Annotated in this window: 20 protein-coding genes and 1 pseudogene; 11 read left to right on the plus strand and 10 right to left on the minus strand. The window is 43.0% G+C overall.

From position 1 onward, the window contains the following. Window positions 1-75: 75 nt before the first annotated feature. Window positions 76-2,769 carry a TonB-dependent receptor gene (locus tag ACT3IB_RS10915; RefSeq protein WP_491539049.1) on the minus strand — a complete coding sequence of 898 codons (2,694 nt, stop codon included), beginning with the start codon at window positions 2,767-2,769 and terminating at the stop codon, window positions 76-78. A gap of 294 nt (window positions 2,770-3,063) precedes the next feature. Beyond that, on the minus strand, window positions 3,064-3,252 hold the full coding sequence (locus tag ACT3IB_RS10920) for a hypothetical protein (RefSeq protein ID WP_491539050.1): 189 nt from the start codon (window positions 3,250-3,252) through the stop codon (window positions 3,064-3,066). 179 nt (window positions 3,253-3,431) lie between these two features. Here ACT3IB_RS10920 and ACT3IB_RS10925 point away from each other — a divergent pair, with 179 nt between their 5' ends. From ACT3IB_RS10925 to ACT3IB_RS10940, 4 genes and pseudogenes are all read left to right on the plus strand, one after another. Next, window positions 3,432-4,304, plus strand: a complete 873-nt coding sequence (locus ACT3IB_RS10925; protein ID WP_491539051.1) for a hypothetical protein — start codon at window positions 3,432-3,434, stop codon at window positions 4,302-4,304. Window positions 4,305-4,491: 187 nt separating this feature from the next. Then, entirely contained in the window at window positions 4,492-6,087 is a 1,596-nt protein-coding gene (locus tag ACT3IB_RS10930) for a trypsin-like serine peptidase (protein WP_491539052.1), read from the plus strand. 172 nt (window positions 6,088-6,259) lie between these two features. Continuing rightward, a complete protein-coding gene (locus ACT3IB_RS10935) occupies window positions 6,260-7,708 on the plus strand; it encodes a hypothetical protein (RefSeq protein WP_491539053.1) in 1,449 nt (482 codons plus the stop codon). Continuing rightward, window positions 7,707-7,826 (plus strand): annotated as a pseudogene (locus ACT3IB_RS10940) (IS1595 family transposase); the annotation flags it as partial. The gene ACT3IB_RS10935 and the pseudogene ACT3IB_RS10940, both read left to right, overlap by 2 nt. 195 nt (window positions 7,827-8,021) lie before the next feature. Here ACT3IB_RS10940 and ACT3IB_RS10945 read toward each other — a convergent pair. The 6 genes from ACT3IB_RS10945 to ACT3IB_RS10970 all read right to left on the minus strand — a co-directional run bounded on the left by ACT3IB_RS10945 (window position 8,022) and on the right by ACT3IB_RS10970 (window position 18,147). Continuing rightward, a complete protein-coding gene (locus tag ACT3IB_RS10945; protein ID WP_491539054.1) occupies window positions 8,022-10,727 on the minus strand; it encodes a tetratricopeptide repeat protein in 2,706 nt (901 codons plus the stop codon). Window positions 10,728-10,745: 18 nt separating this feature from the next. Then, window positions 10,746-11,309, minus strand: a complete 564-nt coding sequence (locus tag ACT3IB_RS10950) for a sigma-70 family RNA polymerase sigma factor (protein ID WP_491539055.1) — start codon at window positions 11,307-11,309, stop codon at window positions 10,746-10,748. Between the two features lie 178 nt (window positions 11,310-11,487). Further along, window positions 11,488-12,396: a site-specific tyrosine recombinase XerD gene (gene xerD, locus ACT3IB_RS10955; protein WP_491539056.1), complete on the minus strand. Its 909-nt coding sequence runs from the start codon at window positions 12,394-12,396 to the stop codon at window positions 11,488-11,490. 5 nt (window positions 12,397-12,401) lie between these two features. Continuing rightward, entirely contained in the window at window positions 12,402-14,846 is a 2,445-nt protein-coding gene (locus ACT3IB_RS10960) for an HD family phosphohydrolase (protein ID WP_491539057.1), read from the minus strand. Between the two features lie 122 nt (window positions 14,847-14,968). After that, window positions 14,969-16,972 carry an NAD-dependent DNA ligase LigA gene (ligA, locus tag ACT3IB_RS10965; protein ID WP_491539058.1) on the minus strand — a complete coding sequence of 668 codons (2,004 nt, stop codon included), beginning with the start codon at window positions 16,970-16,972 and terminating at the stop codon, window positions 14,969-14,971. Between the two features lie 23 nt (window positions 16,973-16,995). Further along, window positions 16,996-18,147, minus strand: a complete 1,152-nt coding sequence (locus ACT3IB_RS10970; RefSeq protein ID WP_491539059.1) for a helix-turn-helix domain-containing protein — start codon at window positions 18,145-18,147, stop codon at window positions 16,996-16,998. A gap of 148 nt (window positions 18,148-18,295) precedes the next feature. Between ACT3IB_RS10970 and ACT3IB_RS10975 the strand changes: the two genes are divergently transcribed. From ACT3IB_RS10975 to surE, 7 genes are read left to right on the plus strand one after another with little or no spacing between them, the layout of a single operon-like run. Beyond that, entirely contained in the window at window positions 18,296-19,006 is a 711-nt protein-coding gene (locus ACT3IB_RS10975; protein WP_491539060.1) for a ComF family protein, read from the plus strand. A 52-nt stretch (window positions 19,007-19,058) separates the two neighbouring features. Further along, on the plus strand, window positions 19,059-19,694 hold the full coding sequence (locus tag ACT3IB_RS10980; protein WP_491539061.1) for a hypothetical protein: 636 nt from the start codon (window positions 19,059-19,061) through the stop codon (window positions 19,692-19,694). 1 nt (window position 19,695) lies between these two features. Then, window positions 19,696-20,340 carry a histidine phosphatase family protein gene (locus ACT3IB_RS10985; RefSeq protein ID WP_491539062.1) on the plus strand — a complete coding sequence of 215 codons (645 nt, stop codon included), beginning with the start codon at window positions 19,696-19,698 and terminating at the stop codon, window positions 20,338-20,340. Between the two features lie 36 nt (window positions 20,341-20,376). Then, complete coding sequence (gene ubiE, locus ACT3IB_RS10990) at window positions 20,377-21,066, plus strand: bifunctional demethylmenaquinone methyltransferase/2-methoxy-6-polyprenyl-1,4-benzoquinol methylase UbiE (RefSeq protein WP_491539063.1); 690 nt, start codon at window positions 20,377-20,379, stop codon at window positions 21,064-21,066. 41 nt (window positions 21,067-21,107) lie between these two features. Further along, a complete protein-coding gene (gene fabZ, locus ACT3IB_RS10995; RefSeq protein WP_491539064.1) occupies window positions 21,108-21,551 on the plus strand; it encodes a 3-hydroxyacyl-ACP dehydratase FabZ in 444 nt (147 codons plus the stop codon). After that, a complete protein-coding gene (panB, locus tag ACT3IB_RS11000; RefSeq protein ID WP_491539065.1) occupies window positions 21,552-22,379 on the plus strand; it encodes a 3-methyl-2-oxobutanoate hydroxymethyltransferase in 828 nt (275 codons plus the stop codon). It begins immediately after the preceding gene. Between the two features lie 16 nt (window positions 22,380-22,395). Further along, window positions 22,396-23,163: a 5'/3'-nucleotidase SurE gene (gene surE / locus ACT3IB_RS11005; RefSeq protein WP_491539066.1), complete on the plus strand. Its 768-nt coding sequence runs from the start codon at window positions 22,396-22,398 to the stop codon at window positions 23,161-23,163. Window positions 23,164-23,166: 3 nt separating this feature from the next. On the opposite strand, the gene ACT3IB_RS11010 is transcribed toward surE, so the two are convergent. Continuing rightward, window positions 23,167-24,027 (minus strand): esterase/lipase family protein, encoded by an 861-nt coding sequence (locus ACT3IB_RS11010; RefSeq protein ID WP_491539067.1) that lies wholly within the window; start codon window positions 24,025-24,027, stop codon window positions 23,167-23,169. Between the two features lie 4 nt (window positions 24,028-24,031). Then, window positions 24,032-24,985 (minus strand): hypothetical protein, encoded by a 954-nt coding sequence (locus ACT3IB_RS11015; RefSeq protein ID WP_491539068.1) that lies wholly within the window; start codon window positions 24,983-24,985, stop codon window positions 24,032-24,034. Window positions 24,986-24,994 lie beyond the last annotated feature (9 nt).

The raw sequence follows: 24,994 nt of genomic DNA on the forward strand, positions 1-24,994 counted from the left end.
TATCTAAAATAATACCCAATATACTCTCTACCCCGAAATAAGGAGTAGAGAGCTATCGGGCTTTAGGTTATTGGATTAAAAGGTGAATGAGAGTTTAGAGTAGACATATCGCCCATTAAATCCGAGTGGTGAAGCGGTGGGATAAGGGAATATGCCAAGGAAATTAGAGTGATCAGGGGTCAGATCAGGATAGTTGTCCAGCAAGTTTCGGGCTCCCACTGTGATGCGGGCATATCCGTCCACTATTTCGTAGCTGGTCGATAAGTTAATGACCCATTCCTTGCTAAGTGTATAATCCTGAGCTGGATCTTGGTCAGGAACGAGTACTTCTCCATATCGTTTGCTCATCATGCTAAAGCTGAACGGCCCGTTATCGTATGTTGCCTCCAGATTAAGCGTATTCTTGGGACGTTCGCGGGCAAGTTCTAAGCGAGCTTCCCGGCCAAAGATGCTTTCGTCGAATCCCTGACTAAGTTGTGTTGGTGTAGCGACACTACTTGCCAGACGGTTTCGGGTACTGTTTAAGGCACCTTTCAAAAATAAGGTTCCATTTTCTCCTATTATGGTGCGATAGGAGGCCGTAAGGTCAATACCCCATGTGCGTGTATCAATGGCGTTAGAGAAGACCTGAACACGCTGTGCCCCATATTGAGAAACCAGATTCTCAATTTCAGGACCGGCCATATTGCCTGATAAAATAATCCGATCTTCGATATCAATATGAAACACATCCACGGTGAAGGTGAAAGCATCGGTAGGACTTACTGCAAGACCACCACTCACGTTGAAGGATTTCTCCTCTTTTAGATCCGGAACACCAAGTGCATCCGCTACTTCACTTTCATTATTGAAAAGCCCAACTTCGTATGGCACATTATTAATAAAGGTTGTAGATACCTTTGAAAAATAACGTTGTGCAAGGTTAGGGGCTCTAAAACCGGTACTTACTGCGCCCCGGAATATGAGTTCTTCTTGTGGCTGAAAGCGCATGGCCAGTTTACCGTTTATTGTTTCTCCAAAATCACTGTAGCTTTCGAATCGCCCTGCAACATTCATTAGAAACTTTTCGGTAATGTCAGCTTCTAAATCCACATAGGTTGCAATGTTTGATCGGCTTTCATCTACTTCCTGACTTGGACGAAATCCGGGAAATACCTGGGCGCCAGGTGCGGCACGACCTCCATTTTGATTGGTTTTAACAGGGCCATCGATATAAGAGTTTTCTTCGCCTGCCGTGATTTCGTATTGATCGATGCGATAGACAGCACCAGCGGCAAAATTAAGCGGGCCGGCAAGACCTACATCAAATGTTCGATCGAGATCGAGCATGGCATGCGACTGTTGAAACCCAACCGTGCCGGCATAAAATTCTGTTTGCGTGGAGTTAGGGCCAAGCGTCACATTAAGTGAATTTGTGATGTTGTACTCGAAATCATTGCTGCCTGTTTGCAGATTAAAATCGTAATTCCATTCGCCCATCTGCCCGCGAAGTCCCAAAGAGCCGGAGTAATCATTTATTTTTATATCAAATTCCGGCAGAAATCCGATGGGATAAATTTGCGGCCAGTTTCGGTCTCCGAGAGATCTGCGATAAAAACCTTGACCAAGGGCATCACGATAACTGTATCCGCCGAAAGCATATACTTCCATCGATTCGTTGATCGGAATGGCAGAGTTGCCCCAGAGGTAATAATTATCTGATGCTCCGCTGCCCCAATGAAAATTAGGTTGAGACACAGGATTATTCTTTTCAACAACCTCTTGGACTCCGTCTCCATCCATATCCATGACGACATCACCGTCACCAGCTGTAATTTGATCGCGTGGACTTGCGCCGGCGCGGTTTGTTGGATCTTGGAGTCGAAGTTCTCCAAACAGGTTGAGATATCCCTCCTCACCGATGGGTAATCCGTATGAAGCAGTAATATCTTGGGTTGTCCCATCATTGGAAAAATTGTCGGTAGCATTGCCGCCCAACTTATAACTGAGAGACAAGGGAACCGGTTCCTCCTTGAGTTGGATATTTACAACCCCTGCAATGGCATCAGAACCATATTGTGCGGCGGCACCGTCGCGCAAAACTTCCATTTGTTGTACCGCGCTAGCCGGTATGGCATTCATATCTGTGGGACTCGATCCCTTTTGGATGCCAGAACCGAGTCTGTTAACCAACGCCGATTTGTGGCGTCTCTTTCCATTAATGAGTACCAACGTATGATCGGGACTAAGTCCGCGCAATGTAAATGATCTTAATGCATCCATCCCGTCGGCTACGGTTTGTTGGGGAAAGTTGACCGAAGGTGCGACCTGTTCAAGCATTTGCCCAACTTCTGAGGTACCGGCTTTTTCCAGGTCGATGGCCGTATATACGTCAACCGGAACCGCCAGTTCATCGGCAGCAGTATGGCCGGCTCGTGAACCTACTGTTACGGTTACTCCTTCGCCCATAACGGCTGTTTCTTGCATGGTAAAGTTACGCGTAACCGTTTGCCCGGCAGAAAATGATATCTCTTCATCAATCTGCTGGTATCCCACAAAAGTAATTCTAACAGTATATGTACCGGGATCAATATTTTCTATGGTATAACTACCGTCTTCGCCTGCAGCTGTACCCTGAGAGCTTTCGACCAAGAAAATATTGGCTCCGGCAAGTGCTTCGCCATTGGTATCTGTTATCGTACCTTCTAATGTGGCTGAGCTTTGTGCAAATAGCACAAATGGAAATAGCAATATTATGAATACAGAAAGTAATCTAACTGTTGTTTTCATATCTCATCTGTCCTCGTTATTGTTTTTGTTTGACTTAGAGGGATCCTTACCTCCAATTCGATATAAAAAAATATTTACAAACATGTAAATAAATTCAATGTTGAATAGTTTATTAATAAATTATTTTGAAGCAATTTCGCTTATTTTAACTAGGATAAGTTTATTAAGTAATATAATGTTAAGTCATAGATTGGTTATGACCTTAGTTGAGAAAAGCTTTCCATAATCAACCGATTTATCCCTTGGTTAAAAAAATATTACAAATTTTCTACTTGGATTGGAATCCTGCCGATATCAGTGTTCTTCCAGAAAATTCGCTGTGTTTGCTTCCCGAATGGAAATTAGAAGGGATCTGACTTGCTTGTATAATTTGTGATCAGGTTCGCAGGCTTTTTTGACAAATGCCTCTTGTTGCTGTGGATCTGCGAAAGCCAGCGCTTCATCCAGAATGGGTTCAATTTTTTGCCACCGTGATTGATCCATAAAAGCTGATAATGTGTCCTTTCTCTTTTATTAGTATATGCGCAATTTGGATAGAAAACGGGCCAAACAAGTAGAAAAGTAAGTGTATATTTTTTCTTGATATGAACTTGTCCTCATTCCGCTTGATGGTACGCATATTGCTATGTAGCTATCATTAATTCCAAAAAAGACATATACATATGAAACGTATAACACGAATAGTGACGCTACTTTTAGTTTGTTCATTGTCCATTTTTATGGCCTGTGAAGGTCCACAGGGTCCCGAAGGTCCGCAGGGACAGCAAGGGCAACAAGGTCCGGTTGGTCCGGCCGGTGAAGATGGCAGCATGATGTATTCCGGTAGTGGAGCCCCTGATGCCAGTACTGGGGAAAATGGAGATTATTACCTCGATACAGATACCGGTGAATTGTATGGCCCGAAAGATGACAGTGGTTGGGGAAATCCCATTATTGTATTGAAAGGAGAAGATGGTGAAGATGGCAGTCAGATTCATGCCGGCAGCGGTGCCCCGGATCCTTCTTTAGGAGATCTGGGCGATTTTTATCTGGATCAAGCCAATTATGACATGTACGGGCCTAAAACAGAAAATGGATGGGGAACTCCCATTAATCTTAAGGGCGCCGATGGCAATGCCAATGTCACAAGATATATTTTCCCGGGGCATGATTTTAGTAGCAATTCTTCGGTAACATACAGTATAGGAGGGATAACAAATAACGAATTTCTGGAAAGTGCTTGGTTGGTTTATCTGGCTAATGACAGGGGGTTGAATAATTCTACTTTTAGATACTATTCGGTTCCGACCAACGGTGTATATGATGGATCTTCTTATTCGGTGAGCTTTGGAAATATTAGTGATAACGAAGCTTATTTCTACTTTACCTCATCGGGGTCACCTAAGACGACATATGAACGCATTGAAGTTGTGCGTATTGGAGCCACTAATACCGAAGATCTAACGAAACGAGCTGGTAATAATGCGTTAATTCCTGACAACTTGGATACCTCCGATTACAAAGCGGTTGCTGAATATTATGGCTTCTACAGATAACTGAAAGCCAGGAATGTAAGTTAACAGACGTTCCTTTAAATGGGCACTGCTATTTGGCAGTGCCCATTTTTATTTTATCCATTTCAGAGTACAAAATTAATAGGGCATTAATTTGTCCTCATTCCGCCTGCTGTTACGCATAGTACTATGTAATGGAAATTGTTCATTCGAATGAAACCATCATATTATGCGACGATCACTACTTATTTTTGTACTTGTGTTGTCGATGGTCCCACTGGTATTCCTATCCTGTGATACCGGTACGGACGCTGAATCCGATCAGGAGCCGCTAGAGTTTGTGACGGAGCCTTCGGACGGGCTGAGCAGCATGATCCAGGAAACCCCCAGCGACTTTACGTGGGGTTATTTCCAAAATAATGTGCGTATTGAGGGTCCTTCCCAGACTGACTTTTCTAAATTCGACTTGGTGCTCCACAGCTTTCAGATAAATAACGGGGAGGTAGCGAATCGCAGCAACACAGAACCTATTGAAGTATCGGCTGATGAGCTTTCTTCAGGATTATTAACGGAAGAAATACCTCCTGACTTGTGGTTGCCGGGTTCAGAGTGGGTGCCAAGTAGTGGCTGGAGACCAAGATCTACTTTTATTCAAACTACAGATCCTATTGTTATTCAAACTACAGATCCACTCGTATATCATGAAGTCGAAAATATGGTTCTCAATAATATTGATTTGGGAGCAAATGAAACTATGGTCGTAGTATATCCTAGCTTCATTGGAGAAAATGGAAGAGAAATGACGGTCCAGGTATTTGGTCTAGTATTTGAAGAACAACAGCAACAGGAAGAAGTGAACCCTGTAAGCCAGGAGGTTTCTGCCAGTGATGCTGCTGCAGCTCGGGATTTTTGGACTACCGAGCGAATGCTGGAAGCCTCCCCTGTTGAAGGAACTGGGATAGGACTGGACAGTGAGGATCCACCCGCACCAACCGATCCAGACATTCCCGGTCCGGACGTTCAAATGGAGCAGCTTGAGGGCAGAACACCTGAACTTAACAAAAAGACCTTATTTGAGGATGTCATGCAGGGTGATTCAGTGGTCAGTGAAGCTTCTGAAGTTACTTCGAATTATTCACAGTATCCCTATCGAACCATTGGAAAGGTCTTTTTTACCAAGAATGATAACTGGTTTTCTTGTAGTGCAGCAGTAATTGCGTCTGAAAACCGTAGTGTTGTTTGGACAGCGGGCCATTGTGTTGCAGAACAGGGGGAAGAAGATTGGCATGACCGCTGGGTGTTTGTGCCTGCTTATGAAAATGGAGATGCGCCACACGGTAGATGGTCTGCTCGAGTCAAAACCACCCTTACTGCCTGGTATTCTGACGGTAACCGGAATTATGACTTAGGCGCTGTTGTAGTCGAAGAACGTGACAACCAGAAAATTGCCTCAGTGACTGGATCGCTTGGTTGGATGTTCAATGCCCAGCGAGATCAGGACTGGCGCGAGCTTGGCTATCCGGGTGCCGGCAGCTTGTTCAGCGGTCAAAAGATGTGGGAGTGTTTTGCACCCTATGATGGAGCAGATGGTGTCGGTTCCAATTCAGGTCCCAGAACTTCTAAGATTACAGATTGTGATTATACGGCAGGTTCAAGTGGCGGCCCCTGGGTTGTATCTTTTGAAAACTGTCCCCAGTGTTATATAAACGGAGCAAATAGCTGGTGGTGGTGGAGAAATGGTCATTCAAACTTAGGTATCCAATGGGCCAGTCCTTATCACGGAAGCGCTGCCCATACCTTACTTCAATTTGCCGAAGACTTTTAGAAACCAAGTCAGTAAAAGTATCAACAAAAGTTAATTTTCATCCGCCGTGGCTTGAACGCTACGGTGGATTTTTTCTGCGCAACAGGGGATGAAATTTAATTTGTCCTCTTCTCGCTCACGCTTACGCATAGTACAATGTGGAGAGATCTGGAATTTTAACAATCATGATATTATGAGACGCTTGCTACAAATATCGATGCTGTTCATTGTAATAGGACTTCTAACATCCTGTGGGAGTGATAGCAACAGTACTGGCCCGGATTCGGGACCTGATTCTGATCCCGGCCCTGAACCTACCACCGGAACGGTTGAGATAACAACGTCTACCAGTGGGGATGACCAAGACGGCGATGGATACAAAGTTACATTGGGAAACAATGAAAAAGATATATCTACCAACGAGACGATATCGTTTGATAACCTGGATGAAGGAAGTTACGATGCCGAACTCATAAATATTGCCGGTAACTGTAGTGTGGATGGTAATAATCCGCGTACTGTGTCGGTAACTGCCGGAGAAACTACCGCTACAACTTTTGATATTAGTTGCCAGAAGATAGAACCTGTGTCGGAAACAAAAGCAGTGGATGCGGTTGAACAGGTAATACAGAGTAAGGGATGGACGGTACCGTCTAAGTCAGCAAATAAAACACAGGGTGCTATAACACAAAACAGCGATCCGACAATACTGGATTATATCGCTACTGATGTAAACGCTTCGGGAACACGACAAGTGTACATGCTTATTGGGCCCGACGGACACCTTATACCTACCAGTGAATGGCAAAGCAATAATCAAGGTAAGTGCAAGCAAGAGTCACTCCGATATATGAAAGCTGCTCAAAAGAGGTTCAATTTCAAAATGTTTAGCCTCGCGGATGGTTATGACGTATTTGCCCAATATATTGACATAGCAACAAGCAAAATTGAAGAACAACGCGAGGGACAAAGTCCCAGTTTGGTTGATGCTATTACTACAGCCTGGGATAAAATTCAAAAACCCATTAAGAAACCTGCCGAACCATGCGGTGAGAAAATCAGTAATTTGAGCTTGACGTTTAATGCAATAACTAATCTTGAGATTGTCCATGCGGATGGACCAACAGAAACGACTGATGAAGAGGTGAAGGCAGAGGTAAATCTTTCATACAACACCCAAGATAGCATATATACGGGAAGTGGTGATCTCACATGGGCGAATTATGACTATTCAGGAGGAGATTGCGAGCTACCTGAGTCAGCCCGCGTAAAAGTACATAAATTTGTTTACGGTGATCCCACTACAACGAACGGGAAAACAGAGCTGCAGATACAATTTTATGATATGCCTCAGAATATTTCTTGCACTTCACCCGATATTGGTTCTTTTGAAATATGGGCCGACTTTTCATTTAGTTGGTGGCTGTTGCACGAAAATGAAATCCATAAGAAAGTTAATCTGGATGGGTTGACAGCAACGATTGAACATATCTATGCACTTCATGATTGGGAGGCCGTTCCGGTTAGTCCTGTTATCATTGTTCAAAAACAGTACGATCACTCAAGGACGGTACAGGATGATGATGGTCCAATTAATGTGACTGGTGAATCTACGCTTAGAATTTTACATGAATCCGATTAATGGTGTTCCCAAAACTAAGTTTTATTTGTATTTGAAAGAAACTGAATTCCGTTTTAATCATCGAAATAAAAACTTATGTAACGTCTTACTGGAGAATCCCCGAGAAGACCCTCTTTGAGAGCTTAACTTCATAAGACCCTCACCATTACATTAGATGACAAAAATTAGAAAATGCTTTTTGCTTAAATCTTAGGAGACTAAGCGCCATGAAGCTATAAGAGAGACATCCAATAAATGCCTCCGCTTGTATGATAGGCGGAGGCATTATTATAATTATGATACTAAGCGAAATGCCACAAATTTATTTATACCGCTATTGGGATAAATAAGCTTTTGAAAGAGAATCAGCACGGGATTTATGTCCAAGTTGTTGATAAACTGAGATGAGCTGCTTGATATTTTCTTTGAATTCCGGATGTTTTGGCCCCTGCAACTCTTTTCGAATGTCTATTGCATTTTTAAGTAAATCTTTAGCCCGTATAATATTGTTCTCTTTTAACTCAAGCTTTGCTCTATGGCTGTAGAGATTGGCAAAGCTGATATTTTCTGAGTCGTAACTATCCTGCATGATAGCATGCGCCTCATTAAATGTTTTTTCTGCTGCTTCGAGGTTATTTTTGGCGGTGAAAACTTTCGCTAAGTTTGACTTTACAATGCCTACATAGCGGTGATCTTCTCCCAGAGCCGAAGAGTAGATATCGATAGCATTTTGATAGGCTTGTTCCGCAGAATCGAGCTGTGTTTTCTCGAATAGAACATTAGCCAGGTTATTATAAGCGGTCCCGGTTTGAATATGAGAGGGACCTAAAAGCTGTTTGCGAATTTCCAGGGCTTGCCGGTAGTAGGTTTCAGCTCGGTCAAAGTTACCCTGGTCAGACAAAAAGCCAGCGTAATTATTTAGGCTTTGAGCTGTTAATGGATGATTTTGCCCATAAACTTGCTTGCGTATGTCCAGTGTCTTGGCATAATATTGTTCGGCAAGATCGAACTTACCCATTGTCCGATACAATACAGCCAGATTGTTTATCACATTGGCTACTTTTGGATGGATTTCTCCCCAATGATTTCGCCTTATTTGTAAAGCTTCCTGATAATACTTTTCGGCTCTTTCAAATTTACCTTTTGTTTTTTGGAGGACGCCAAGATTATTCAGGCTGTTGGCAATATCGGGATGATAGGGGGCAAGGCTATTCCGCCGTATAGATAACGCCTCGTTGTAGAGCGTTTCAGCAGAATCTTCATTGCCCTTAAATCGCATTAATGCCCCTAAATCGCTAAGTGTTTCTGCATAATCTACATGATTTGTGCCCAATACATCTTGCCGTATATCCAGGGCTTTAGCGTAATACGGTTCCGCCTGTTGTACCTCTTGTGCTTTTTGATGCAACCCCCCAAGATCATTATAGATTGATGCTGTTTCTGCACTGTATTCACCGTTAACACTTTTTTGAAGCTTCAGAGAGCGCTCTAATAATTTTTCTGCCTTGGTGTATTTTCCCAAGTTGATATATACATTGCCCATAGTATGTAACAGTTGACCTTGTAGTGCCGGCTGATTGTTGAGCTCGTTTATTTGCGTCAAACCTTTTTCCAGAATAGATCGTACTCGAACGGTATCGCCAAGAGCTTCTGATGGGTCACTTGCAGAAAAAAGATCTACCAGGAACTCGGTGGTTGCTTCCGCTTTCTCTGCCTGAAGTTGTGCTTTGTTGCGTTCTTGGGTAATTCTCCATGTATAAATGAAGATAAAGCTGACTACAAGCAGCAAAAATCCCGCAGCAACACTTAGTCCTGATTTATGTCTTTTAATAAACTTGCTAATTTTATATCGATAGGTATCTGCTCTTGCAATTATTGGTTTATTTTTCTCCCGATTTTCCAGGTCTTCCAGCAATTGACTTACGGCATTATATCTAGCGTCGGGCTCTTTGCGAAGCATTTTCATGGCAATGGCATCCAGATCGCCCTGTAATGTATTTTCAAGATTATCGGCAGATATATTGCGAAGCCGGGCGTTTTTACGTTGCTCAGCAGGATCGAGGTTTTGAAATTTGGCAGAAGGCTTGGATGGTAGCTTGTGGCGGATAAGATCTTCTATCTCAGTAAAATCTTTCTCATCCATATCAAAAGGATGAACGCCGGCCAACAATTCGTATAAAAGAATTCCCAGCGTGTAGATATCTGTTTGTGTAGTAATCGTTTGATTCTCGACCTGTTCGGGTGTCGCGTATCCAAGAGTTAGAATTCGAGCACCAGTCTGTGTTTCAAAGAGTTGTGTTTTGGGATCTTTCGGCTCCAGCAATTTAGCGATACCGAAGTCCAGAATTTTTATTTGTTCATCTTCGGTGACCAAAATATTTGAAGGTTTCAGATCGCGGTGAATAATGGCATTGTTGTGGGCGTTATGTACTGCCTTACAAATAGATTTAAAAAGATCCAGTCGCTGTTCTATGGATAACGTATTTTCATTACAATAGCTGTAAAGCGGGGTGCCTTCCACGTATTCCATCACCAGGTAGGGCAGGCCCTCGTCTGTCATGCCACCGTCGAGCAGCCGAGCAATATTAGGGTGATTGAGCTTGGCCAGAATATTGCGTTCACGTTTGAATCGGGCAATATTGGAGGGCGTGTCCATCCCGCGACGCATTAACTTCAAGGCTACTTTTTGAGTGTAGGCTTCGTCTGCACGTTCGGCCAGAAATACTGATCCCATGCCGCCGTGGCCAATGAGGTCAATAAGCTTGTAGCTGCCTATCGTAGTGCCGATGAGAGAGGAAGTATGTTTATAGGTATCCTGGTCCGAAATCTCGCGGGCAAGGTGCCGCGGATAGTCTTCGACGTCTCCCAAAAAATTTTCATTATCGGATTGCTCAATTGAGGCAATAAGTTCGGTTACCTGTCGCTTGAGTTGTTTGTTATCTTTACATTCATCTTTTATATAGGTTGATCGTTCGTTTTCGCTGAGATCAAGGGCCGTATCTACAATATTATTAATTTTTTTCCACTGCTGTTGATCCATACGAAAAGCACTTCTGAGTTATTCCTTTTTTAATTCTTTATAAAGCCAACCCCGGGCTTTGGCCCAGTCGCGCTTGACAGTACGTTCCGATACCTCCAGTGCTTTGGCAGTCTGATGAACTGTCATCTGTCCAAAATAACGAAGCGTTACTACCTCGGCCATTCGTTCATCCAGCTGGGCAAGCTCATTTAGTTTTTTATCGAGCTCGATAATTTCCTCAGACTCTTGCCGGGTTTTTAATAATTCGTCGATATAGGTAACCTCTCTTTGGTCACCGCCGCGTTTTTCGGCTTTCTTTTTTCGGGCATGATCCACCAGAATCTGACGCATGCAGCGAGCTGCTATCGCCAAGAAGTGATTTTTGTCATTGGCCTCTATGCAATTTTGGTTAATTATTTTTAGATATACTTCATGAACCAATTCGGTTTCGGTAATAGTAATGTCATTAGGCTCTCCCCTAAGTTTAGAGCCGGCAAGTTGTTTTAACTCGTTGTAGATTAGCGGGAAAAGTTTATCGTAAGCTTTTTCAGATCCCTTCTTCACTTCTAGCAAAAGCTGTGTAACCTCTGACTTATCTCTCATTACTAATAGTCTGTTCCTGAATTATACCCCGGATATTTGTTTTCAAAAACGTATGTCTTTGTTAATGGATATTCAAGGAAAGGTTCGTTTTTACAGCAAAATAGTCAATGTCGCTTATTTATACGGGGAGGGATAAGAGCCAGTTATGGGCTTTACAATTAGAAGATCACCTATTGGCTTATGCCCGTGGGTGAAACTCTTTGTGAACCTGATGGAGCAGGCTGCGATCTACGTGCGTATAAATTTCGGTAGTATTGATGGAGGCGTGTCCCAGCATTTCCTGTACGGCGCGTAGATCAGCTCCGCCCTCTAACAGGTGAGTAGCAAAAGAGTGGCGAAAAATATGGGGATATACATTTTTTTCAATTCCGGCGCGTTCTGCAGCATCATTAACAATATTCCAGATGCTCATCCGTGATAGAGGATTTCCCCGCTGGCTCAGAAAAACTTTGTTTTCGGCTTTTTGGGGATTTTTATCACTCTGAAATTTTGGACGAACGACCTCAATATAATGCTCCAGTGCTGATTGGGCCATTTCTCCGACAGGGACCAGGCGTTCTTTATTTCCTTTGCCAAGTACGCGAATAAATCCAATTTCAAAGATCAGGTTATCAAGTTCCAGGCTGGTAAGCTCACTGACGCGCATACCGGTAGCATATAGCGTTTCCAAGATAGCCGCATTGCGTATGCCGGCGTCGGTTTCCCTATTGGGAATATCAATAATAGCAGAAACTTCATCAGGATTTAATACATCCGGCAGGTTTTTAGCTTGCTTGGGCAAATCGACTAACTCGGCCGGATTTGCTTCTGCCATGCCTTCTACTACAGCAAATTCATGGAAGCCCCGGATGCTTGATATGTTCCTGGCAATAGAACTCACCGACAAATCCATCGCCGTTAGTTCTTCGAGGTAGTTTTCGATATGGCGCAACTCAATGCCGCCCAGATCCGATATTTGCAAATCGCTAGCTACAAATCGCAGATATCGTTTCAGATCATTTTTATAGGATGCTACGGAGTTTTCGGAGAGACTCTTTTCAAGCTTTACAAACTGGATGTACCGCTGTAGTTCTTCTTGAAAATGCATGCTATTTACGAATTGTAATATTCGTCTACCCGCGGCGGTTTCTTGGGAGAATCGGGATGATCAGGCATATCATCGGTGGCCGGGGTTTCTTCCAGATCAATGTCTTTCTCTTTAGTTTTTTTCTCGGCTTCCTTTTCTTCCTCTTTTTCATCGTCCGGATACTCAACGCGGCTGTGGTATATGCCCACTAAAATATTGAGAAATGTTTCTTTGATTGTCCGGATATCTTGGAATGTGAGGGGAGTTTTACTGAGTTGGCCCTCATTGACGCGTTCATCAATCATCCTATCGATAAGATTTTCAAGCTTCTGATAGTTGGGATCTTTCATCGCGCGGGATGAAGCCTCGATACAATCGGCCAGCAGTAATATTCCTGTTTCCTTGGTCTGTGGGAGAGGACCATCATACCGGAAGTCTTCTTCGCGAATTTCTTTTTTACTGGTATCAGCTTGCTCTTTGGCTTTTTCCCAGAAATATTTGATTAGCGAATCACCGTGATGAGTTCTGATGAAGTCGATAATAACTTCGGGCAGGCCATGTTCTTCGGCTATTTTAACACCATTCGAAACATGTGCTTTTATAACGAGAGCACTCATGCGCGGTTTTAGCTTGTCGTGTTCGTTACTTTCGGTCTGGTTTTCAGTGAAGTAGCCGGGATTTTCCATCTTTCCGATATCGTGATAGAGTCCTCCAACCCGGCAAAGTAATCCATTTGCACGAATAGCTCCCGCAGCAGCTTCTGCAAGGTTCGATACCTGCAGGCTGTGGTGAAACGTGCCCGGAGCTTTGGTCATCAATGTTTTTAGTAGCGGTAGGTTTGTATCGCTTAGTTCTAACAGTGAGAAATCGGTAGTTACGTTGAATGACTTTTCAAAGAGCAAAATCAACGGATAGGTAAAGAGGATAAATATTGCGTTGATACCAATAAACAACAGTTCGCTTCCGAGCACACCCCAGCTGTCAAAGGTGGTCATGCTAAAACCAAGTACGACCACAAGGTACGACCCAAATACGATGCCTGGAGTAGTAAAGAAAAATTGTGAACGTTTTTTAATATCACGCACTGAAAATAATCCAAGACTACAAGCAACCGTGGTGGCGGTGACGAACTCAAAGCTATTGCCGTTAATAAGACCGGTTAGAAGTGCCAGTGTAATCGTTGATAACAGGCCTACCCGGGAATCAAAAATGATAGTTAGAATTATGGGGGCAATGGCAATGGGGACAATAAATGGGGAGATGTCATCAAAATGATATACAATAGAGCTACTGACAATTACAAGCGAAAACGCGATCAGTACTAAGGTCAACATGGAATTGTCGACAAAAATATACCTGCGGTATAGGTATAGATAGAAAAAGAAAATGGTAAGAATAGCAACAACCGCAATTATATCTCCGCCATAACGCAACCAGCGCTCGAGATCACTTGCATTCTGGGCGCGGGCATCCGCCAAACTTTGCAGCATATTATATTTCTCAGCGGTGACGATATCACCCCGCCGAATGATAACCTGTCCCTGGGCAACGGCTCCTTTTGAGGTAGAGATTTCGTCAAGAGTATCCTGGATGCGTGCTTGGGTTTCTTCGTTGTTGAAGATATAGTTTGGCTGAATAATTTGGGCGAAAATTTCGTTGCCCGCATTTGCTAATTCATCATAAAAGTTGCGTGAGAGGCGATATTGTGCATAGTCTTTTGCCTCAGGAAGATCACGGACATTTACTAAGTTGAGCGTTTGTTCGGTGCGATCTTGTAAGTCACGAATTGTAATCTCATCGTTCGATAATTCTGATTTTGGAACACTTATAATCCCGTCTCCAAGGACTTCATTGACAAGCGTTTCAAGTTGTTCTTTCAGGTTTACATCAGAAAATTGATTGTTTGAACTGCTGCTTTGTGAGGTGACAGCCTCATAATTTTGCAGAAGTGTTTGCCAGACCGAATCAGATAAATTTATAGGTGCTCTGTTTTTTAGCTCCTCGAATCGCAGGCTATCACGTTGGGCATCTGTTTCTTCATCTCCCTTTGATTGCTGCCAGGATTCATAGCCCTTTTTAATTGGTCCCAAACTTTGGAAGAGAGAATCTAGCTTGCTTTGTACCGCAATCTGAACATCCGGTTGCTTGTGAAAAATAGGAGGGGTGGTCTCTCTGATTGTTTGACGTTCTTTTTCGAGCTCTTGGTCACTTTTTTGGATGGCAAAAGTGAAGGGAGCTGTTAAGTCATCGGCCCTCCATGGCTCCCCAATGTTATAGTTAATGGGTTCTTTGTACGAACTTTCTGGTATGGCAAGAACAATAACTCCCAAAAATATAACAAGGATAAATGTTCTTAGATATGGATTGTACTTTAATGTAGAGGCTTCTTCCTGTTTTTTCTTCTTTTCTCCAATTACCGGAGCGCCTTGCCTCTTTTTGGGTGCTAATCCCAATTTTTCAAGAATTCCCATAAATGTAAATTCAATCCGTTTCTGTGACCTCTAGCCTTGCAGAAACATTAATGTGTTTGGATAAGATACGTTGATTACAAAATTATACCAACCCATAACCATATTACCAAACAGGTAAAAGGTTATAGTTTTTCATCGATAAGGTCCAGAAATGTGTCTTGGTTAATTCTAGGGATGTTCAATTCTTGCGCTTTTTCATATTTACTGCCCGGCGAATTTCCTACAAGCAGGTAGTCGGTATTGCCGCTTACCGAAGAAGTCGTTTTTCCACCGTGTTTTTCAATTAGTTGTGTTGCCTCCTTGCGAGTTAACGAGGGAAGGCTCCCTGTTAGTACAAATGTTTTCCCCTCCAGCTTTTGAGAAGCCTGTTCCTTTTGTTGCATAGCTAAATTGAGCCCATGATTTCGCAACTTCGTTACAATTTCACGGTTGTGATCCTGTTTAAAAAACTCAACGACCGACTGTGCAATTTTAGGTCCGATTGAATCAATTTTTTCTATTGTCTCTTGACTTGCGTCCATAAGAGCGTCCATTGTTCGGAAGCCATTAGCCAAGTCGCGTGCTACCGTTTTACCCACAAAGCGAATCCCCATGGCGTATATTACGCGATCCAGAGGCTGAGATTTACTATTCTCAATTGCGATAAGTAGATTTTGGGCACTTTTTTGGGCCATGCGTTCTAACGGCAAAAGCTGATCTTTTGTAAGATCATAGAGATCCGCATAATTATGAATTAACTGCTCTGAAACCAGCTGATCCACGACTGCTTCCCCCAGTCCGTCGATATCCATGGCATCGCGGGATGCGAAATGCTCAATGCGTTGACGTACTTGAGGAGGACACTCCGGATTGATACATCGCCAGTCCACATCATCCCCAAGTTTGACAAGATTTTCCCCACAAGCGGGACAATGTTGTGGCATTGTAAACTTTGCTCCGCGATCTTCACGATCGGGATTAACTACGCTTATCACCTGCGGAATAATCTCACCGGCTTTTTCTACGACTACTCGATCGCCAATTCGAATATCTTTTCGATGGATTTCATCCTCGTTATGCAGCGAAGCACGTTTTACAGTAGTGCCTGCTAATTCCACCGCTTTTAGTTCAGCAACCGGTGTTATTTTTCCAAGTCGTCCCACTTGCAGGGTAATATCCTGAAGAGTCGTTGTAGCTTGTTGGGCCTCAAATTTGTAAGCAATAGCCCAGCGGGGAGCTTTTGAAGTCGTTCCCAATGTGTCGCGATATTTCTCTTCGTTTACTTTGATAACTACGCCGTCGGTTTCAAAGGGCAGATCGTGACGAAGACTTTTCCATTCATCAATTTGGTTATGCACCTCACTAATGTCGGCACACTGTTCGTAATGTTCGCAGACCGGTAAGCCGAATTTATCTAATAGCTTCATCTTTTTATATTGGGTAATATTGGTATCAGTGTCTTCGGTTAGCAGATCAAAGCTGAAAAAACGGATTGGGCGGCGGGCTACTTCGCGTGGGTCTTGCATTTTTAACGATCCGGCGGTCGAGTTGCGCGGATTGGCGAAAGGATTGAGTCCTTGTTCTTCGCGATGTTCGTTCATCCGGACAAAGGCTTCCCGCTCCATATAGGCTTCACCGCGAACTTCTACTACATTCGGGAAGTCATCATCGAGATGTAAAGGAATATCCTTTATTGTTTTGATGTTTCGGGTGATGTCATCACCGCTCTCACCATCTCCACGTGTGGCCCCGAGTACCAGATCTCCACTTTCATAACGAAGCCTTATGGCAGCGCCATCAAACTTTAGTTCAACCAGGTAGGTATAATTATTGTGCTCTAATATATCACGGACGCGACGGTCAAAATCGTTCAGTTCGCCTTCATTATACGTATTGTCCAAACTTAATAGCGGTACGGGATGTTCAACCGTTTCAAAATCGCTGCTGGGTTCGCCGCCTACGCGTTGCGTGGGGGAATGCGGTTTAACGAGATTGTAGGCTTCTTCGAGTTTTTCCAACTCCGCCAGATAGTCATCAAATTCTTTGTCCGAAATAAAGGGTTGTGCATCTTGATAATATGCTTTATTGGCTTTATCCAGCAACTCGCGTAGTTCTTCAACGCGTTTTTTTGCCTCTTGTCTGTTCATTATAAGAGAAAGCTTCTATCGGTTTAATTAAAAGTTGGGCGGTCTCGGATAGTAGATGGGGGAGGGGCATCAATTTCCAGTGAATCCGGAGCAGGCTGCAACCATTGTGGGTCATTTTCAAAATAGCTGCGATTGATTTCCAGCAGTCGTGTATCAGGGTTGTAAAATTCCTCGCGTAGATTTTGTACAGGGTGACCATTCAGCAATAATACCATGCGGCTGAATTGACCGCGAATATTGAGCTCATTGACAAAATTAAATCGAATCGCTTCCCCCTCTTCAATCCAATAGGGATTAATATCATCCATAATATCGGTATATACACGTACCGGTTCCAATCGCCCGTAAGCTGCATAAAGCACTACGCTTATAGTATCAGGCAGAGTGGAGAGGGCTTCATTCGGGATATCTTCCGCTGTAGCAGCGGGTTGCTGCTCGGCAGCAGTATTGGATTCCGTTGATGGAACAATATCCAACTCGAGGGAATCCGTACTGACTCCCTGTTCGTTCGGCTCTTCTTGCTGTGTTGTTGTTGAATTATCAGCAGCTTCAGTAGAAACCGGTTCGGTTTCATAAAAATAGAAAAAGGAGACAGCCCCAATGATAATTAAAAGTGAAACAAAGATTCCGGCCCATGTTCTCGATCGCACTGATTTAAGGGGCTGAAATCTTCGGCCCATATCAGCCCAATCCACCGATTTTACATCGGGATGGTCTGCTTTTGGCAACGGAGAAGATTTTGGTGTTCCCCTGGAATCCTCAGATGAGTCAGCCTGGTCAGCTTGAAACTCAGGTGAATGGTCGTGTACCATTTCCTTATCCTGGAGATCTCCCGTATCTGCCGGCGCTGTATCAGCGTTCTCTTCATCCTCATCATCTTCAGGAGAGCGTTTGGGTTGTTCCTCAAACAGACTTTGCAGCGACCCGGAGTAATCATTTTTTTCAACTTTATTTAGGGCATAGATAATCTGTTTCTCATCTATGGATAATTCTTTTGCATAGCTTCGCACATAACTGCGTATGTAGGTAGCATTATCCTCGAAGTTGGTGAAGATTGAGTCGTCTTCGATTGACTCGAGAATCCTTATCGGAATCTTGGTAGCTTCATATATATCCTCAAGATTCAATTCTTGCTCTTTGCGAATGTGGGCAAGATCTCTTCCGAGTGATGCCATAAATAATGTTCTGAATTAGTAGTGGCAAACCGTTTGTTCGGCGTATAATCTAAACAAATATAGTGGTTGGCAAAAATTTTTGCCGAAAAGAAGATTCTCTGTAAGGATTTGGGGCAATAGTAGATCTTACCTATAAAAATGGTTGCCAATGAGTAATTTTCTGCACTTTGCCAACGACTTTAAACGGGTGGTATTTCCCAATGTTTGTGTTTGCTGTGGCCGCGAACATACGGAGGATCAGCGACAGATTTGCTCGTTTTGTCTGAGAGATCGTTTTGAGGATGGAAACCCTGAAAATAACAAGGTTTCTTCTGATTCGCTGCTACCGGATGGCATTCTGATTCAGCATGCCCTTTGGCAATTTGATAAGGGCGGTGATCTGCAAAATTTGTTGCATCAACTAAAATATGAGCGACTTACAACAGTAGGATGTGATTTGGGTAGAGCCTTGGGTCGACGTGTGCAAAAGCATGCCGGCATTGTCAGTTTGGTTGATGCGCGTGAATCGGTGATAATTCCGGTTCCCCTGCACTATTTTAAATATCGGTATCGTGGATTTAACCAGGCTTTTAAGCTGGCCCAAGGATTTCAGGAGATTTGGGACGAAATTCCCATTTGTGGGATTGACGATATTGTTCGGATTAAAAATACCCGATCGCAAACAGGCTTTAGCTTAGAAAAACGTTTGCAAAACTTGCAAAAGGCATTTAAGGTCAAAAATAATAATCTGATTAATAATCGATTGTGTATAATTATTGATGACGTATTTACGACCGGCGCTACTACATTTGAATTGGCAGATACCTTAAAAGAGTCGGGGGCAGGACCTGTTATTATCTTGACAGTGGCGCAGGCATAATTAATTGCCTTGAAAATTCGTTTTTTGCAAAAAGAAGGATATTTTTCGGCTTATGAAAAAGCAAAAACCCGGCACGCAAAATCTATTTCTTGAAACACAACTTGGAATTATCACTCGAACCGGCGATTGGTTTCATATTACCACTGATCAAATTAAGCAGTTTGTGCCGGGATTGTTGGAAAAACGTCCGCTGGATAAATTGGTTGAAGAAGCTATTGCTTGGGTACGCAGTGCCGATAGTCTTGCACTGACTCTTTTATTGGTATTATTACTGGTGATTCATCCCATTTTTGCAGTGACCATAGCTATCGCATTTCATTTCTTATGGTATCGGTCAAAAAGTGCATTTGTAACAGTTTATCTCGGCAAGGTGCTCAAGTTATTGAATACTGATGGTTATTTGCTGATTACATCATTGGTTATAATCAGTGCATTGGGTATGACCGGAGAATATTTGGCTGCCGGTATTGGACTCGTATTTTTCTTTTTGATGAAATTGGGTCTTTTAAAACGATTGTGGGATAAAATTGATCAGGGGGTCGATAAAAAGCTGACGCTTAATGATCGTGTGTTTAAAATGCTACTGGTTAAATACGGTATGCATTACAACCTGCAGCCATCCGAAGTACAGCAGATGGAAGATAAATTTGTTGAGTTGGCAACAAACCGAAAAAAGGGAAAAAGCTAATATGAGCGAAACGAATATATATCTGGCTCGTCATGGGGAAACAGAATACAATCGCTGTAATCAGATACAGGGACGTGGTATTGATGCTTCTTTAAATGATACAGGCGTTCAGCAAGCACATGCCATTGCTCGTCATCTGCAAGATGTATCCATTCAACAAATTGTTAGCAGCAGTTTAAAGCGATCCCGTCAAACGGCGGAAACTATAGCCAAACAAGAACGCTTAGATGTTTTGGCTTACCGCGATTTGGATGAAATGGATTTTGGTATCTTGGAAGGGAAGCCGATTGCGGAGATTAAATCAGAATTACAACATCTCCACGAACGCTGGAAGTCTGGTGATGTACATTTTTCTTTTGATCAGGGTGAAAGTCCTAATGCTGTTTTCAAGCGTGCTGATAAGAGAGCGAGAGTAATTCTGGAGGAACACCAGCACAAAAACTTACTGTTTGTATTGCATGGTCGATTATTACGCATCTTATTATCAGAATGGCTTGGCTATGGATTAAGTAATATGCACAAAATTCCGCATAGTAATGGGGCTTTATATCACCTTGAGTGGAATGGCTCCGGCTTTAAATCGTTATATATAAATAAGACCGAACACTTGACCCAAGTACGTTCTAGAGAAGAAATAGCATCCTAATTACTTGTAGAGATACATTAATTTGCACGAGTTTTTATGAGTGAAAAAGTTCGAAACATGTTTGCGGATATTGCTGATGATTATGATCGGGTGAATACCATCCTTTCATTTGGCATCCATCACATATGGAGAGATCATACGGTTTCTCTGAGTGGTGCTGAGGCTGGCGATCGGGTGCTGGATTGTGCTACCGGAACCGGTGATCTTGCCTTGGAGTTTAAGGAGGCGGTCGGTGATGAAGGCTATGTGCTGGGTACCGACTTTTGTGCCGAGATGATTGAACATGCTCCCGCTAAGGCCAAAGAACATAACCTGGTCGTCGATTTTGAAGTGGCAGATGCGATGGACTTGCCTTATGAAGATAATATTTTTGATATATCAAGTATCGCCTTCGGTATTCGCAATGTCGATGATCCTGTACAAGCACTTAAAGAGATGGCTCGCGTTGTCGTTCCAGGTGGAAAAGTGGTGATCTTAGAATTTGGGCAACCCAAGGGATTGTTGAAATATCCGTATGAGTTATATAGCCAGTATATTATGCCTACATTAGGAGGGTGGATAAGTGGTAACAGAGAAGCTTATACATACTTGCCGCGAACAAGTGCGGAATTTCCCGCTGGGAATGACTTTATTGCTCTGATGAAAGAAACGGAATCCTTCTCTTTACAAATTTTTGAAAAGCTAACCGGCGGTATCGCCTACGTTTATGTAGGTACTGTAAAATAAAAACCTAACATTATTACATATTTAAAAAATATTACGAGACTATGGACCAGCTAACAATTGATGAAATTAAAAAGCTAATTCCGCACCGGTATCCATTTTTACTGGTTGACCGCGTGTTAGAAGTTGAAGAGGGACGCATCCTATCGATAAAAAATGTAACAGCCAATGAAGATTTTTTTAACGGTCACTTTCCCAATCGGCCCATTATGCCTGGTGTACTTCAGGTTGAAGCAATTGCCCAAAGTGGTTGTTTGATGCTGATGCATTCCCACATTGATAACCCTGAAGACTATATTCCGGTTTTTACAGGAATCAATAGAGCAAAATTTCGCAAATCAGTGGTGCCGGGTGATCAGCTGAAAATGGAAGTAAAGCTGGTTCAGGAAAAACGAAATTTTTATAATATGACAGCAGAGGCCAAAGTTGATGGGAATGTGGTTTGTGAACTGGATGCCACTGCTGCTATAGTTCCAAGCGAGGAGTAGATGAGTACCCAACAATCCTCAAACCGCCCCAAAAAAGTTACTACCCAGACTGTCGTAGAAATGAAGCAGCAATCTGAGAAGATTAGCATGCTTACCGCATACGATTATACAATGGCTCGTATAGTAGATCAGGCAGGTATTGATGTAATACTGGTTGGTGATTCGGCCAGTAATGTAATGGCCGGCCATGAAACTACTGTCCCTATGACGATGGAGCATATGATTTATCATGCTTCATGTGTTGTCCGGGGAGTAGAGACGGCACTGGTAATAGCAGATTTGCCGTTTATGAGTTATCAGGTGACAGCTGAAGAGGCTTTGGAAAATGCCGGACGCATGATGAAGGAGGCAGGAGTACACGGGGTGAAGCTGGAAGGAGGAAAGCCCGTTGTAAAAACAATTGCCAAAATTGTGGAAGCAGGGATTCCCGTAATGGGACATTTGGGACTTACTCCACAAAGTATTTATCAATTTGGTACTTATAAGGTAAGAGCAACAGAAAAGACAGAGGCTGAACAACTGGTTGAAGATGCTAAAAAATTGGAGGAAGCAGGATGTTTCTCCATTGTGTTAGAAAAAATACCGGCTGAATTGGCAAAAAAAGTGACAGAAGCGATTTCTATCCCGACCATTGGTATTGGAGCCGGACACAGGTGTGACGGACAGGTGCTGGTTACCCATGATATGCTTGGACTTAACAAAGAGTTTAAGCCGCGATTTTTACGTAGATATGATGACATGCATTCATCGATGACGAATGCGGTACAGCAGTATATTAGGGATATTAAATCCGGAGATTTTCCCAATGAAAATGAGCAATACGATTAATTGACTATATTTATATATGAGTAAATCTGATAACAATCCGGTAATTTTAGTTTGTAATGATGATGGGATTTTTTCGCCGGGCATACGGGCGCTTGCCCAGGTTGCCGATGAATTTGGCGATGTTGAGATTATTGCTCCCGATCGTCAACAAAGTGCGGTGGGGCACGCCGTGACGGTAAACACGCCGCTTCGGTCGCGATCATTTCAAATTGATGGTCGTTTTAATGGACAGGCGGTAACAGGGACTCCCGCTGACTCTGTAAAATTAGCACATGACCAGCTGATGCAGCGTAAACCTGATCTGGTTGTTAGTGGGATTAATCATGGTAGTAATGCCGGTATCAATATTTTGTATTCGGGCACGGTAAGTGCCGCTACAGAAGGTACGATACTGGGATATCCATCTATAGCGGTAAGCTGCACGGATTATGATGAAGATGCGGATCTTTCGGGAGCTAAAGACGCAGCCCGAAAAGTTATCGGCTATGTATTAAGTGAAGGACTTCCCAAGGGAGTTACCATGAATTTGAATGTTCCTGCCGGACCACTCAAAGGCATTAAATGGGCACGTCAGGCGAACAGCCGCTATGTGGAGGAGTTTGAAGGGCGTGTTGATCCCAATAACAGATCGTATTACTGGATGACCGGTAAGCTGGAGCTGCTTGATGAAGGAGATGATCTTGATGTGAATGTTTTGGAAAAAGGGTATGCCTCATTGACGCCTATCCAATATGATATGACGGCCTATACGCTGCTTAAGCAAAAAGAGGATATTGAGCTGTAAGGTTTAATGCCCTTTGGTCTCGAGCATTTTTACCACATCCAACCAAAAGGAGTGGTAGATCGCTTCGCGATCATCTTTAACGCGTAAGTTCATCTGCTCCAAGTGTGATAGGTTTGAAGTCTTAATGTGTTCGCCCCATTTAGCACTTTCTACGGATACCATCCCGTCGTTGGGCCCTTCAAGCTCATAGATATGTTTGTTTTGGTATCGTGCAATAACGCGGATGGGTTCGTTGGTTCCTTTACCCACGGCCGAGGCATAGGAATAGTAGGGAATGTCGTCAACGTTTGGTGTTGCGGGATTGAAGACCTCTGTAACGTATTCTCGGGTTAATTGTGCTGCTGATGCCACGGAATCACTTTTTGTATGCGGATAAATCCGATCGCCCATCCAGTCCAGAAAATCGGCCAGTTTTTCACGGATAGCATCGGGTGTTTTGAGGGTGAGCTCGGCCAGACTTGTTCCGCGGTGAGGCGTGCTTATTGTAGTAAATGAAGCTACATGTTGTGCTACATCCAGGTTGGAAAGAGCGTATCGCATATCGAGCCCGCCCATGCTGTGAGCTACAATATTTACTTTTCCGGTGGGGATTGTTCTCGTGAGTTCTTTGATGAGTTTGACCCAGCCCTCAGCACGGGTTTCGATTTTGGCATATGGAACAATATTGGGGGCATATGCGAGCACATTATGTGAGCGAAGTAATAGTGCTACATCAAAAAGTGGGGAAGGTTTTACAAGTGATGCGATGGCTCCATACCCGTGACAGAGCAGTACCGGATGTTTGAGTTGGACAATTTCCGGTTCAGGAAATTCATTGAGTTCAAAACGTTTTAGCCATTTATCAGTATTAAGGCGATCAATCATGATATCAATTCATTTTTGGCGGCGGGATAATTCGAGCTCCTGCTTTTTTAAGTTCAGGTAATTTTTCAATTAGCCATCTAACAGTTGTTTCTGTTCCGGTAATTAACGCTAAAAAAGACTGTGTATTGGATTGTAATGATGTAAGTTCTTCCAGAAAAACTTTTTTACCTAACTGTTCATGTAACAGCTGAGCGTTTGAAGCATCAACGAACGTTATTCTGTTAAACTTCTCAATTAACGGAGCCCCATCATTCTGAGTAATTAAGATCCTGGAATTGGGGGAGATATCCTGTAGCCGGTCAAGTCGGGCACGGGCTGCTTTTGGATTTGTTTTGATAAGATCGTTCCCATTCTTGTTCTGAAACCAAAAAATAACAGAAGAATACTGACCATTGAGTTCTTTCTTAAGTGCTTGTACTTCCATCGGCTGTTCAATTTTTATCACCAGAGGAATGGGCTCGGCAAGGGTGTTGAGTTGTGAAATGAGTTGTGACTCTGGGATCTCCTCAAAACTTAATAGAAGGCTGATATCATTTTGTTGAAGCGAAAGTTCAGGATCAGTTTGCAGTGAAATAGTCCGAATTACAGTTTCTCGGTAAGATAGTTGGATATTGACATTTTTTTGCGGAAAAGTGACTTGGGCCGGCGTTTGAATACCATATGGATAAAGAGCATCATTGAGTTCGGCATGGAACTGGGTTTTGGAGAAACGGTAGGGCAGTCCCACAAAATATGTTTTACGAGAAAATTTTGAGTCCACCCGGGTAGTGGAAACAGCTATTTGCTCTTCTGAAATATTAAAGCTTGAAAATTGTTGCTGAATAAGTGAGTCTGCATCCGCAAGCGATGTGAGTTGTTTTGTATTCTTATCAGAAGTAGAGAAGAGGATGAATCCACTAATAAAACACGACACTAACAACAGAATTGCTATTAGCTGTTTTTTCTTTTGTTCCTTCAAGCCAGTTGT

Source organism: Fodinibius sp. GM21 (assembly GCF_058386955.1).